The following is a 12,538-nucleotide window of genomic DNA, read 5'->3' on the forward strand; positions in this document are numbered from 1 at the left end:
CCAGCTCTCCGGTTTGCGCTCCGGCGCCATCAGGGAAACAGCACCTCGTTCCGCCAGCTGTCCCGTTCCCGGACAAAATTCAGCCGCTCGTGCAGGCGGAAGGGCCGGTCGCGCCAGAACTCGATCCGCGAGGGCACGATCCGGAAGCCCGACCAGTGCGGCGGCCGGGGCACTTCGCCGATGGCGTACCTGGCGGCGAATTTCGCCACGCGCTTCTCCAGTTCGAACCGGCCCTCCATCGGGCGGCTCTGATCGGAGGCCCAGGCGCCGATGCGGCTGTCGCGGGGCCGGGAGGCGAAATAGGCGTCGGCTTCGGCATCGTCGACGCGCTCCACCATGCCCTCGACGCGGACCTGGCGGCGCAGGCTTTTCCAGTGGAAGCAGAGCGCGGCCTTCGGGTGGGCCAGCAGTTCCTGCCCCTTCTGGCTCTCGAAATTGGTGTAGAAGACGAAGCCATCCTGATCGACGTCCTTCAGCAGCACCATCCGCAGGCTGGGCATGCCGCCGGCGCCCACAGTCGCGAGCGCCATGGCGTTCGGGTCGTTCGGCTCGCTTTCCCGCGCCTCTTCCAACCAGGATCGGAAATGGGCGATGGGGTCGGTGGGTGCGCTCATGAAGGTCTCCTTGCCGTGAAGCCGAAGCTAGGGCGTATGGTCTCGATTGCCATGCTGCCGAGTGCCACAGCTTTCGCCCGCGCCTGTCACACCCTATCTGGTATGGAAGGTTAACCGCCCGATCAACGGAGAATGAGGCCGCCGTGCGCCTTGCCGTCAGAAGCACACCGGAGGGTCAAGTCATGACCAAGCGTATAGTCTCCCTTTTCGCCATTCTTTTCGTCTGCGCGCCGCTCGCGGCCGCCGAAGCCAGTTTCCGCGACGGGTTGGAGGCCTATCGCGCCGGTGATCACCCGCGAGCCGCGGAAATCTGGGAGGAAGCCGCCAGGGCGGGTGATCCTGCGGCGCAGCGCAATCTGGGCCTGATGTATCTGAACGGCGTCGGCGTGGCGCGCGATCCGGAGACCGCCGCGGACTGGTTCCGCCGCGCCGCCGAACAGGATTTCGCGCCGGCGGCGGCGAATCTCGCCGACCTCTATCTGAAGGGGAATGGCGTGGAAGCGGATGCCGAACGGGCCTTCCGCTACATGAAACAGGCGGCCGAGGGTGGCCTGGCGGAATCGATGCACAATCTGGGCATTCTCCATGAAAGCGGCTACGGCACGGCGCGCGACCGCGAGGCGGCGATCCGCTGGTTCCGCCGCGCCGCTGAACTCGGCTTCGGCCGCGCCGCGGCGCGGCTGACGGAGATGGGCGTTGACCGCCAGGCGCCTTCGGATGCCGAGGTTCGTGCGCCTGCCGGCGAGCGCCCCGAAAACGGCGCCGGGGCCGACACTTCACAGATCGAATCCGCGCCGGCGCCGGCCGGAGAGGAGTCGATCGCTTCCGGGCCGCCGCCGCGCAACACCGAACTGGTCAATGACGGTCTAGTGGATCATCTGGTGGTGCTCTTTTCACCGGATCGGCAGTGACCATATATATGGCCGGCCGGGCCCATCCGCGCTATTGATGGCGGCGTGGATGACGGCAGGGGGCCGTTGATCCGAAAAGACCGAATCAGATGATGCGAGATCCATATACGGTTCTGGGCGTCGGCAGGAACGCGTCCCAGGAAGACATCAAGAAAGCCTACCGCAAGCTGGCGAAGGACCTTCATCCTGACCGGCATCCTGGGGATTCGTCCGCCGCCGACCGCTTCAAGGAAGTGTCCGCGGCCTACAACCTGCTGGGCGACGTCGACCAGCGCGCGCGCTATGACCGGGGCGAGATCGGTCCGGACGGCCAGGAGCGCATGTCCCGCACCCAGTACCGCACCTACACCGGTCCGGAAGGCGGCGAGGAAGGCTTCGGCGGGTTTCACGGCGGGGGCGCGCGGGGCTTCGACGACATCTTCGGCGACATCTTCACCAGCTTCCGCGGCGGCCGGCAGCAGGCGCGCGGCCGTGACCGCAAGTACACCCTGGATGTGAGTTTCCTGGAGGCCGCGCGCGGCGCCAACCGCAGGCTCACCCTGCCCGGCGGCAAGACGCTGGACGTGCGGATTCCCGCCGGCCTGGAAGACGGCCAGCAGATACGCCTGAAGGGGCAGGGCGACGCGCCTCCCGGCGGCGCGCCGGGCGACGCCCTGATCGAGGTTTCGGTGAAGCCGCATCCGCTCTACACGCGCCGCGGCAACGACATCCATATCGAGTTGCCCATCTCGCTCACCGAAGCGGTGCTCGGCGCGAAGATCAAGGCGCCGACGATTCACGGGGATGTCACGGTCACGGTGCCCGAGGGCTCCAATACCGGACGCACGCTCCGCCTGAAGGGCAAGGGCATCGTCAACCGGAAATCGGGGCAGGACGGCGACCAGTATGTCCGTCTCAAGATCGTTCTGCCCGACGGCAAGGATCCCGAGTTGCAGCAGTTCGTGAAGTCCTGGTCGCGCGGCGAGGCCTTCGATGCGCGCGCCGACCTGAAGACCGACTGAGGCCGTCCCGGCTTCGCTCAGTCCGCGGCTTCCCGGGGGCGTGGCGTGATGGGCGTCGGCTGGTCGCCATCGAGAACCCGGGCCAGCGGTACGCCGAAGACCGAACGCTCCATCTGGATGGCCTCGTCGATGGGGCCTTCCAGGCCGGCGACCGGGCTGCCGGCCAGCGAAGGCTGCCGGGTCTGGATGTCCATGGCGAGCATCAGGTCGTACAGCGTCAGGTCGGCGATTTCCCTGGCCAGTATCCAGCGATGCCGCCGCGTTTCACGGACATAACCGGCATTTTCCAGGCGCTCGAAGAGCTGTTCGAGCGCGGTGGGGGACATCCTGAGTCGCCGCACCAGCACGTGCGGGCGCACGTCGTCGCCATCGCGGTGGGCCTTGCGCAGGATACGCAGGGCTTCGATGGCCAGCGCCAGCCGGCCCGAGCGGGGCGCGGCCACCAGTTCGACGCCGCTCGCCGCGCGCCATTCGGGCAGGGCGGCGGTGATCCCGGCGCCGACCAGGGTGACCACCCAGGCGAGATAGATCCAGAGCAGCAGGATCGGCAGCACCGAAATCGCGCCGTAAATCGTCTGGTAGACGGGAAAGGTGGTGACATAGAGCCCGAACAGCGCCTTCAGCGCCTCGAACAGCAGCGCTGCGACGCCGGCGCCGATCGCCGCGTCGCGCACCTCGACATGGCGGTTCGGCATAACCGTGTACATCACCACATAGCCGGCGAAGGCCAGCACATAGGGCACAACGCGGCCCAGGAAAGAGACCGCATTGCCCAGTTCCTGCCCGCCGGCCTGGTTGGCGAAGGCGAACAGCATCGAGGACAGGGTGACGCTGACCAGGAAGAAGATCGGTCCCAGCGTCAGCAGCGCCCAGTAGGCCAGCAGCCGCCGAATCATCGAGCGCTGACGGCGGACGAGAAACAGGCGGTTGAGCGCACTCTCGATGGTCACGAGCAGCAGCACCGAGGTCACGCCCAGTCCGACGATGCCGAAGGCGGAGAGCTGCCCGACATTGCCGCGGAAGCGCGTGATGTACTCCTGCACCGCGTCGCTGGCGTGGGGCACGAAATTGCCGAAGATGAATGCCTCCAGCTCGGCCTCGGCCTGATTGAAGGCCGGAAACGCGGCGAATATGGCGAAACTGATCGTCATCAGCGGCACCAGCGCCAGCAATGAGGTGAAGGTCAGCGCCGAGGCCACTTCCGGCAGGCGGTTGGCGACGAAGCGCCTGGCCACGAAGACGGCGAGCGACGCCCCGAGGCGCCCCCAGCGCCGCGCCAATTGCATGGCCTTTTGCCGGTTCAACGCTTATAAATCCTCGTCAATTCGCTTCGGTTGCACATGGCGCCAATGGATCACATGGTTGCGCTGAACCGGGCGTCAAAGCAACTCGGGCCATGGCCGCCGGTGGCGGATGGTCCTGTAGGAGAGACAAGCATGAGCGAACCGAGCGGGCTGTTGGCGGGCAAACGCGGACTGGTTATGGGCGTTGCCAACGACCGCTCAATCGCCTGGGGCATCGCGCGCGCGGCCGCCAGGGAGGGCGCCGACCTCGCCTTCACCTATCAGGGCGACGCCCTGAAGAAGCGCGTCGTGCCGCTGGCGGAGTCGATCGGCTGCGACTACGTGATGCCCTGCGACGTCACCGATCCCGCCTCGATGGATTCGGTCTTCGAGGATATTTCCGGCCGCTGGGGCGGCCTCGACTTTCTGGTCCACGCCATCGCCTATGCCGACAAGGACGAGCTCAAGGGCCGCTATGTCGACACCAGCCTGGAGAACTTCCGCCGCTCCATGCAGATCAGCTGCTATTCCTTCACGGCGATCGCGCGCCGGGCGGAGCCGCTGATGGCCGATGGCGGCAGCATGCTGACGCTGACCTACTACGGCGCCGAGCGGGTCATGCCCCACTACAACGTCATGGGCGTTGCCAAGGCGGCGCTGGAGGCGAGCGTGCGCTATCTCGCCGTCGATCTCGGGCCGAAGAACATCCGCGTCAACGCGGTCTCGGCTGGACCGATCAAGACCCTGGCGGCTTCGGGCATCGGCGACTTCCGTTACATCCTGAAGTGGAACGAACTGAATTCGCCGCTGAAGCGCAACGTCACCATCGACCAGGTGGGCAACTCGGCGCTCTATCTGATCAGCCATCTGGGCGAGGGCGTCACCGGCGAGGTGCTGCACGTCGATTCGGGCTACCACGTCGTCGGCATGAAGGCCGTGGACGCGCCCGACATCGGCAACATCTGAGCCGGGCCGGGGACCGGCCATGTCGCACAACACCTTCGGCCATCTGTTCCGGGTCACCACCTGGGGGGAAAGCCACGGACCCGCCATCGGCTGCGTGGTCGACGGCTGTCCGCCGCTGATCGAACTGGCGGAAGCCGATATCCAGACCTTTCTCGACCGCCGCCGGCCCGGGCAGAACCGGTTCACCACGCAGCGCCGCGAGCCCGACAGCGTGCGCATCATGTCCGGCGTCTTCGAAGGCCGCACGACCGGCACGCCGGTCATGATGATGATCGAGAACGTGGACCAGCGCTCCAAGGACTATTCCGACATCAAGGACAAGTACCGTCCCGGCCATGCGGACTATGTCTACATGCAGAAATACGGCATACGCGACTATCGTGGCGGCGGCCGTTCCTCTGCGCGGGAGACGGCGAGCCGCGTCGCCGCCGGGGCGCTGGCGCGCAAGGTGCTGGGGTCCGGCGTCCGCATTCGCGGCGCACTGGTGCAGGTGGGCGAGATCGCCATCGACCGCGACGCCTGGGACTGGGAGACGGTGGACCGCAATCCGTTCTGGTGTCCCGATCCGCAGACCGCCGCGCGCTGGGAGGACTATCTCGACGGCGTGCGCAAGGCGGGCAGCTCGGTCGGCGCGGTGATCGAGGTGGTAGCCGAAGGCGTGCCCGTGGGCCTCGGTGCGCCGATCTACGGCAAGCTGGATGCCGACCTGGCCCAGGCGATGATGTCGATCAACGCGGTCAAGGGCGTGGAGATCGGCGACGGCTTTGCGGCCGCGGCTCTGACCGGCGAAACCAATGCCGATGAGATGCGCATGAAGGATGGCGCGGTTTCCTTCACCTCCAATCACGCCGGGGGCGTGCTGGGCGGCATTTCCTCCGGCCAGCCGGTGGTCTGCCGTTTCGCGGTCAAGCCGACGTCCTCGATCCTCAGCCCCCGGGCGACCGTGGACAGAGAGGGCAACGAGACCGAGATCGTGACCAAGGGGCGCCACGACCCCTGCGTCGGCATTCGCGCCGTGCCCGTGGGCGAGGCGATGATGGCCTGCGTGCTGGCGGACCATCTGCTGAGGGCCAGGGCCCAGGGACAGGCGTCGTGAGCGCGCTTGGCCGTGCCCTCAGGATCGTCTGGTTCGGGCTGAAATCGATCCTGTTCGTCGTCGGCTTCCTGGTGATCGGCGGGCTGGTGGCGCTGGTCGTCGTGGAACCCTGGCAGCAGCGCCCGCCGGAGATCGCCGACGGCTCGGTGCTGGAAATCAGATTCGACGAGCGCCCGCCGGAATCGGCCAGCGAGGGCGGGTTCCTGAGCGTGGTGCGCGGTAACGCCCTGACGCTTTCGCGTCTGGTGCGGGTGATCGACCGCGCCGCCGGCGATCCGCGCATCAGGGCGATCCGGATGGATCTGTCGGCGGCAGAGCTGCCTTTCGTCCACGCCGAGACGCTGGCCGGCGCGATCGGCCGTTTCCGCGCAGCGGGCAAGCGCACCTATGTCGTCTCCGAACACTATGATCTCGCTCGCTACCGCTTCGCCGCCGCCTTCGACGAGATCTGGATGCCGGCCGCGGGCGAATTCGCGGTCACGGGCGTGGCGCTGCAGACGCCCTATGCGGGCGAACTGGTCGACGATCTCGGCATCGATCCCCAGCTCGAACGCCGCAAGCGCTACAAGTCCGCGGCCAATGTGATCGCAGAGCGGCGCATGCCGCCGGAACTGCGCGAGGCCATGACGGCGATGGTCGTCGATCTGGACGACAGGCTGAAGGATGGCATCGACGCCGACCGGCCCGGCGTGGCCGAGGGTCTGGAAGGACGGCTGGACCGGGCCCTGATGAACCCGGCCGCGGCGCTGGAAGCGGGGCTGGTCGACCGGCTGGGCCATGGCTTCGAACTTGATGACGCCCTGGACGCCCCGGTCATCGCGGCCCGCGACTACTTGCCCCTGATCCTGGAGCGGGATGGCGACGCGATCCGCAGTGTCGCCCTTGTCGTCGCTTCAGGTCCGATCAGCGGCGGCTGGGGGTCGCCTCTCGAAGGCGATCAGATACGCGCCGAGCGCCTGATCGCGACGCTCAGGGAAGCGGACGCCGATCCCGCCATCGACGCCATCGTGCTGCGGGTGGACAGCCCCGGCGGCGCCTATGCGCCTTCGGATGCGATCCACCGGGCCATCGAAGCTCTCGACAAGCCGGTCATCGTCTCCATGGGCGAGGTCGCCGGCTCCGGCGGCTATATGATCGCCATGGCGGCGGACCGCATCGTCGCCGCCGAAACCACGATCACCGGTTCCATCGGCGTGATCGGCGGCAAGATCGTGTTCGAGGAGCTGCTGGCGCGGAACGGCGTGCGCATCGAGACCGTGCGCAGCGGCCCCGACGCGGCCTTCAACTCGCCCTTCAGCGCCTATAGCCCGGCGCAGCGCCAGCGGCTCAGCCGCCGCATCGACGAGATCTACGCCGAGTTCGTCGAACGGGTCGCCGAGGCGCGCGGGCTTGGCCCGGCCGCGGCGGAAGCGGCGGCCCAGGGCCGCGTCTGGACCGGACGGCAGGCGCTGGAACGGGGGCTGGTCGACCGTCTGGGCGGTTTCCGCACGGCTCTGGAGGAGGCCGCCGAAGCCGCCGGCGCCGGCGGCGCGGCCGACATGGAGATCGTGGAGTATCCGCGCATCGGCTGGCGCGAGAGGCTGCGCGCCGCCGCCGATCCGGGCTTCGTGGCCGCGCGCATCGGCCTTGCTCATCCGCTGCTGAAGAAGGCTGCCGAGACCGCCGCCGTGCTGGATCAGCCTGCGCTGATCCGGCTGGAGATGCCGCTCTTCGATCTGCGCTGAGGGCCGTTAACGCGTTCTTCAGGTACCACGCCTAGCATTGGACCATGTCCGCAAGCCCCGACATGGATATCCTGATCGCGCAGTCGCCCGAAGAACTGGCGGAAGTCTACGGCTTTCGCTACGAGGTCCTGGTCGGTCAACTCGGGCGGACCTATGTCAATGCCGACCACGAGAACAGGGCCCTGTCGGACCCGGCGGATCGCGCCGCGATGCAGATCTACATGCGCCGCGCCGGCCGAATAGCCGCCACCCTGCGCGTCATCGTGGCGCCCGTGCCCATGCTGCCGGTCTACATGCGCGAGCGCTTCGGTCTTGGCGCCTTCGACCTCGAGGGGCTGACGGTATCCTTCACCGATACCCTGGTCGTCGATACCGACCGCGCCGACAGCCGCGCCGCGGCGATCCTGATGACGGCTGCCTACAAGATCGCCTGCGCCAGGGGCAGCGGGTTCGATTTCACCAATGCCGCGCCGGGCGAAGTGGGCGTGTTCGAGCGGCTGGGCTACCGCAGCTATGGCGCCAACTACCAGGACGCCGACCTCGGCTTCCGCGTGCCCATGGTGCTGCCCACGGGCGACCTGGAGCACATGACGGCGACCAGATCGCCGTTCCTGTCGCTGGCGCGGACGATGAAGCACGACCGGGAACTGGTGAACTGGTTCCGCCGCGCCTTTGCCGAGGCCTGCAATTCCGTCCAGCCCGCGGCGATGGACGAGGAAGCGCTCTGGAGCTATCTGACCCGCAAGCTCAACCAGACGCCGCACAACGGCATCCCGCTGCTGATGGCGCTGGAGTATCGCGACGCGGCCCGCTTCCTGAAGCTGGCGACGGTGGTGAAGTGCGGCGCGGGCGAAACCATCGTCAAGAAGGGCGACATGGGCAACGAGATGTTCGTCGTCCTGGACGGCGCCGTCGAGGTCCGTGACGGCGACCGGCGCATCGCCCGCTTCGGCAAGGGCGGCATCTTCGGCGAGATGGCCTATCTCAATACCGAGCCCCGCACGGCCGACGTCGTCGCGCTGCGGCCTGCCGAAATTCTGGTGCTCACCCAGGACACCATGACCCGGGCCATGACGAAGATGCCCGACATCGCCGCGCGCATCCTGTTCAATCTCTCGCTGATCCTCGTCGAGCGGCTGAAGGACACCACCGGAAAATACGTGAAGGCCAGCGAGACGGCCGCCGCCTGAGCGGAGACGCCAGTCTCTATTCGGCGCTCCGACGCCGCGCCAGGTGGCTTGGCCACAATTCCCTGACCAGCCCCGGCACCTGCTGCATCACCTGCCGGCGGCTCTGACCGGGCCGCAGCGCGTCCGAATAAAGTACCGAAACCAGCAGGTTGTCGAAGTCCGTCGGAAGCCGGACGTCGTTGGAATCGTTGAACATCGACCAGATGAGCGAATCGTCGTCGTCGGGCAGGCCCAGCGACTGGAGGATTTCCTCGGCCAGGCACTCGTTCAGGATCGGGCTCATGTCATCCACGTCCAGGAAGACGACGGCGCGGCGGATGCGGCCCTTCTGATCGCTGATGCTGGCGCCGCAGCGGCTGAAGTAGAAATGGTCCGCGACCAGCAGCTTGCCGCCCTCGATCCAGCGCTGCGAGGCCTTCTCGTAGAAGGTCTCGTAGTTCCGCGAGCCGAGCGCCACGACCAGGATGTGAGCGTTGTCGAGGGCTTCCGAGCCGCCCTGGTCGATCGAGGCGTGGGTCAGGCCGGCGAAGGCGGGCGGGCGGTGGAACCCGGCGACCATATCCATCACGGCCCGCGTGCCATCGACCGGCCGGAGATCGAGAGGTTCGTGCAGCACGTGGATGCGGATGGGCGCGTCGAACTTGGTGACGTAGGTCGCCTCCGTATCGGCGAATTCGCGTCCGAAAGCGACGATCTCGAAGCCCCGCACGACATCTGCTTCCGTGAAGTCACCGTGCTGGCCCGGCGTCGCGCACCCGGCCAGCAGGAGGGTCGCGGCCAGCAGAGCCACCAGGACCCGAAGGGACATCAAGGCTTCTTCCCGCCGCCGATCCTCGGTTCCTCGCCGGTGACCAGCCGCCGGATATTGCCGCGGTGCTTGAGATAGATCAGGGCGGCCAGGACGACGTCGAGTTCCATTGCCAGCGGGCCGTGCAGGTAGAAGGCCAGAACAGGGGTCGCGATGGCCATCACCAGCGCCGCCAGCGAGGAGTAGCGAGTCAGGAACGCGACCGCCAGCCAGATGGCGCAGGCGGCGAGGCCGACGTGGAAGTGCAGCGCCAGCGCGATGCCCAGAAAGGTGGCCACGCCCTTGCCGCCGCGGAAGGCCAGGTAGACGGGGAAGAGGTGACCGAGGAAGGCGCCGATGGCCGCCAGAACCTCGCCATTGGGACCGTAGAGATGTCCGGCGATCAGCACGGCCGCGGCGCCCTTGCCCCCGTCGAGCAGCAGGGTGATGAGCGCCAGATCCTTCCGCCCCGTGCGCAGGACATTGGTCGCGCCGATATTGCCAGAACCGATCCGGCGCACGTCGCCGAGTCCGGCGACGGAGGTCAGCACCACGCCGAAAGGCACCGAGCCCAGCAGATAGGCGACAAGCAGGGTGCCGCCAAGCTGGACCGGCGCGACGCCGATCTGGCCGAGGACGAGGGCGAGGTCGGAATACATGGCCGCTACTTTTCGACCCGGCGGACGAAGACGGTGCGCCCGTCGACCACGGTGCGCACGGCGTGGCCCTGCAGCGGGCGCTCATCGAAGGGCGAGTTCTTGGATTTCGATCGGAACTTCTTCGAATCCACAACCCATGGCGCCTCGGGATCGAAGATCACCAGGTCGGCCGGCCGGCCCGGCTCCAGAACCCCGCAGTCGAGACCCAGCAGCCGCGCCGGATTGCAGGTCATGCAGGCGAGCACCGTCAACAGCGGCACGCCCTCGCTCATGTTGAGCTGCAGACCCAGCGCCAGCATGGTTTCCAGTCCGACCACACCGAAGGCCGCCTGCTCGAACGTCTGGCGTTTCGCCTCCGGATCCTCCGGCGTGTGCTGGGAGGCAATGACATCGATCGTGCCGTCGCGGATCGCTTCGACGACCGCGCGGCGGTCGTCCTCGGAGCGCAGCGGCGGCGAGACCTTGGCGAAGGTCCGGTAGCCCGAGACTTCGTGCTCGTTCAGGGTGAAGTAGTGCGGCGCCGTTCCGCACGACACCCTCAATCCCGCCTTCTTGGCGCGGCGCATGGCGTCCAGCGCATCGGCGGTGGTCAGCTGCGCGGCGTGATAGCGCGCGCCGGTGAGTTCCACCAGGCGCAGGTCGCGTTCGACCATGATCGTCTCGGCCGCCGTCGGGATGCCGGAGAGGCCGAGACGGGTCGCCAGCTCGCCGGCGTTCATCACGCCGCTGGCCAGTGTCGGCTCCTCGGCGTGCTGGACGATCAGGGCGTCGAAAGCCGTGGAATAGCTCAGCGCCCGGCGCAGGATATTGGCATTGGCGATGGCGCGGTCGCCGTCGGTGAAGGCGACGGCGCCGGCCGCCTTCAGCAGCCCGAACTCGGTAAGCTGCGCTCCTGCAAGGCCCTGGGTCGCCGCGGCGAAGGGGCGGATGTGGACGTCCGAACCCTCGTTGGCGCGGCGGAGCACGTATTCGACCAGCGCGACATTGTCGATCACCGGATCCGTGTTGGGCAGGGTGCAGAGCGTGGTGACGCCGCCCGCGCGGGCCGCGGCCGCGGCGCTGGCGAAGCTTTCCTTGTGCTCCGCGCCCGGCTCCCCGACCACGACGTGCATGTCCACCAGTCCCGGCGCCAGGCAGAGGCCGGCGAGGTCGACGACCTCGGTCCGGTCCGGCAGGCCTCTGGGGAAGATGTCAGGGCCGACGGCGGCGATCCGCTCATCCTCGATCAGCAGATGGCCCGTTTCGTCACGGCCGCTGGCGGGATCCAGAATGCGGCCGTTCATGTAGGCGATGCGGTGGCTAGCCATTGGCCGGTCCCCCGTTGCCCTGTTTCGGCGTCAGCAGCAGCAGCACGGCCATGCGTACGGCAACGCCCATCTCGACCTGTTCGCGGATGACGCTGCGGTGAATGTCGTCGGCGACCTCCGTATCGATCTCCACGCCCCGGTTCATCGGCCCCGGATGCATGATCAGCGCGTCCGGCTTGGCGCAGGCCAGCTTGTCGTGATCGAGCCCGTAATAGTGGAAGTATTCGCGCACGGATGGCAGGAAGGAGCCGGTCATCCGCTCTCGCTGAAGGCGCAGCATCATCACCACGTCGGCGTCCTTCAGTCCCTCGCGCATGTCGATGAAGGGCGTGGCGCCGAGCCGGGCGATCCCCGTCGGCAGCAGCGTCGGCGGGGCGATCACGCGGACATGCGCGCCCATCGTGTTCAGCAGATGGATGTTGGACCGCGCCACCCGGCTGTGGGCCACATCGCCGCAGATCGCGACCGTGAGACCCTCCAGACGCTTCAGGCGCTGGCGGATGGTCAGGGCGTCCAGCAGCGCCTGGGTCGGATGTTCGTGCTTGCCGTCGCCGGCGTTGATGACGGCGCAGTCCATCTTCTGGGCCAGCAGGTCCACCGCGCCCGAATCGGGATGGCGGACCACCAGCACGTCGGGGTGCATGGCGTTCAGCGTCATCGCCGTGTCGATGAGGGTCTCGCCCTTCTTGGTGGAGGAGACTTCGGTATTCATGTTGATGACGTCGATACCGAGGCGCTTGCCCGCCAGTTCGAAGGAGGTCAGCGTCCGCGTCGAATTTTCGAAGAACAGGTTGATCTGGGTTCGGCCGTAGAGATCGGTGCGATGCTTGTTGGCCTGCCGGTTCTGGTCGATGAACCGCTCCGACAGGTCAAGAATACGCTCGATGTCGCCACGGCTGAGGTTCTGCGTCCCCAGCAGGTGCCGGTGGGGGAAGGGCAGATCGAAGGCGTCGTCCGCATGGTCCATGAAGCCCGGACAATAGGGGCAAGCGCCGTCCGT

12 protein-coding genes are annotated in these 12,538 nt (G+C 67.4%); 6 read left to right on the forward strand and 6 right to left on the reverse strand.

The window, feature by feature from the left end; all coding sequences use genetic code 11:
• Positions 1–29: 29 nt before the first annotated feature.
• A complete protein-coding gene (gene pdxH, locus CWC60_RS22820) occupies positions 30–614 on the reverse strand; it encodes a pyridoxamine 5'-phosphate oxidase (protein ID WP_109796211.1) in 585 nt (194 codons plus the stop codon).
• Positions 615–796: 182 nt separating this feature from the next.
• Between pdxH and CWC60_RS22825 the strand changes: the two genes are divergently transcribed.
• Both CWC60_RS22825 and CWC60_RS22830 read left to right on the forward strand, forming a co-directional pair.
• Entirely contained in the window at positions 797–1,525 is a 729-nt protein-coding gene (locus CWC60_RS22825; RefSeq protein WP_109796212.1) for a tetratricopeptide repeat protein, read from the forward strand.
• A gap of 89 nt (positions 1,526–1,614) precedes the next feature.
• Positions 1,615–2,526, forward strand: coding sequence for a DnaJ C-terminal domain-containing protein (locus CWC60_RS22830; protein WP_109796213.1), 912 nt, complete (start codon positions 1,615–1,617; stop codon positions 2,524–2,526).
• A gap of 17 nt (positions 2,527–2,543) precedes the next feature.
• On the opposite strand, the gene CWC60_RS22835 is transcribed toward CWC60_RS22830, so the two are convergent.
• The gene (locus CWC60_RS22835; protein WP_125182858.1) at positions 2,544–3,830 is read right to left on the reverse strand and encodes a YihY family inner membrane protein; all 1,287 of its coding nucleotides are present in this window, start codon (positions 3,828–3,830) and stop codon (positions 2,544–2,546) included.
• A gap of 132 nt (positions 3,831–3,962) precedes the next feature.
• Between CWC60_RS22835 and fabI the strand changes: the two genes are divergently transcribed.
• The 4 genes from fabI (at position 3,963) to CWC60_RS22855 (ending at position 8,785) form a co-directional block, all read left to right on the forward strand.
• Positions 3,963–4,775 carry an enoyl-ACP reductase FabI gene (fabI, locus tag CWC60_RS22840; RefSeq protein WP_109796215.1) on the forward strand — a complete coding sequence of 271 codons (813 nt, stop codon included), beginning with the start codon at positions 3,963–3,965 and terminating at the stop codon, positions 4,773–4,775.
• Between the two features lie 19 nt (positions 4,776–4,794).
• Positions 4,795–5,871, forward strand: a complete 1,077-nt coding sequence (aroC, locus tag CWC60_RS22845; protein ID WP_109796216.1) for a chorismate synthase — start codon at positions 4,795–4,797, stop codon at positions 5,869–5,871.
• Complete coding sequence (gene sppA, locus CWC60_RS22850) at positions 5,868–7,595, forward strand: signal peptide peptidase SppA (protein ID WP_109796217.1); 1,728 nt, start codon at positions 5,868–5,870, stop codon at positions 7,593–7,595. The genes aroC and sppA overlap by 4 nt, the downstream gene beginning before the upstream one ends.
• 62 nt (positions 7,596–7,657) lie before the next feature.
• Positions 7,658–8,785 (forward strand): cyclic nucleotide-binding domain-containing protein, encoded by a 1,128-nt coding sequence (locus CWC60_RS22855; protein ID WP_164516704.1) that lies wholly within the window; start codon positions 7,658–7,660, stop codon positions 8,783–8,785.
• A gap of 16 nt (positions 8,786–8,801) precedes the next feature.
• Here CWC60_RS22855 and CWC60_RS22860 read toward each other — a convergent pair whose 3' ends face one another.
• From CWC60_RS22860 to CWC60_RS22875, 4 genes are read right to left on the reverse strand one after another with little or no spacing between them, the layout of a single operon-like run.
• Positions 8,802–9,593 (reverse strand): DUF2927 domain-containing protein, encoded by a 792-nt coding sequence (locus tag CWC60_RS22860; RefSeq protein WP_109796219.1) that lies wholly within the window; start codon positions 9,591–9,593, stop codon positions 8,802–8,804.
• The gene (gene plsY, locus CWC60_RS22865; RefSeq protein WP_109796220.1) at positions 9,593–10,231 is read right to left on the reverse strand and encodes a glycerol-3-phosphate 1-O-acyltransferase PlsY; all 639 of its coding nucleotides are present in this window, start codon (positions 10,229–10,231) and stop codon (positions 9,593–9,595) included. The genes CWC60_RS22860 and plsY overlap by 1 nt, the downstream gene beginning before the upstream one ends.
• Before the next feature lie 5 nt (positions 10,232–10,236).
• A complete protein-coding gene (gene pyrC, locus CWC60_RS22870; RefSeq protein WP_109796221.1) occupies positions 10,237–11,538 on the reverse strand; it encodes a dihydroorotase in 1,302 nt (433 codons plus the stop codon).
• A complete protein-coding gene (locus CWC60_RS22875; protein ID WP_109796222.1) occupies positions 11,531–12,505 on the reverse strand; it encodes an aspartate carbamoyltransferase catalytic subunit in 975 nt (324 codons plus the stop codon). Before CWC60_RS22875 ends, pyrC begins: the two co-directional genes overlap by 8 nt.
• Positions 12,506–12,538: the final 33 nt, after the last annotated feature.

Source organism: Minwuia thermotolerans, assembly GCF_002924445.1.
Taxonomy (GTDB): domain Bacteria; phylum Pseudomonadota; class Alphaproteobacteria; order Minwuiales; family Minwuiaceae; genus Minwuia; species Minwuia thermotolerans.

What these genes read in the sequence shown, in the direction of transcription:
- pyrC (WP_109796221.1), bottom strand. Translation starts at nt 11,538, where the DNA reads ATGGCTAGCCACCGCATCGCCTACATGAACGGCCGCATTCTGGATCCC.
- fabI (WP_109796215.1), top strand. Translation starts at nt 3,963, where the DNA reads ATGAGCGAACCGAGCGGGCTGTTGGCGGGCAAACGCGGACTGGTTATG.
- CWC60_RS22875 (WP_109796222.1), bottom strand. Translation starts at nt 12,505, where the DNA reads ATGGACCATGCGGACGACGCCTTCGATCTGCCCTTCCCCCACCGGCAC.
- CWC60_RS22825 (WP_109796212.1), top strand. Translation starts at nt 797, where the DNA reads ATGACCAAGCGTATAGTCTCCCTTTTCGCCATTCTTTTCGTCTGCGCG.
- aroC (WP_109796216.1), top strand. Translation starts at nt 4,795, where the DNA reads ATGTCGCACAACACCTTCGGCCATCTGTTCCGGGTCACCACCTGGGGG.
- CWC60_RS22830 (WP_109796213.1), top strand. Translation starts at nt 1,615, where the DNA reads ATGATGCGAGATCCATATACGGTTCTGGGCGTCGGCAGGAACGCGTCC.
- CWC60_RS22860 (WP_109796219.1), bottom strand. Translation starts at nt 9,593, where the DNA reads ATGTCCCTTCGGGTCCTGGTGGCTCTGCTGGCCGCGACCCTCCTGCTG.
- CWC60_RS22855 (WP_164516704.1), top strand. Translation starts at nt 7,658, where the DNA reads ATGGATATCCTGATCGCGCAGTCGCCCGAAGAACTGGCGGAAGTCTAC.
- plsY (WP_109796220.1), bottom strand. Translation starts at nt 10,231, where the DNA reads ATGTATTCCGACCTCGCCCTCGTCCTCGGCCAGATCGGCGTCGCGCCG.
- pdxH (WP_109796211.1), bottom strand. Translation starts at nt 614, where the DNA reads ATGAGCGCACCCACCGACCCCATCGCCCATTTCCGATCCTGGTTGGAA.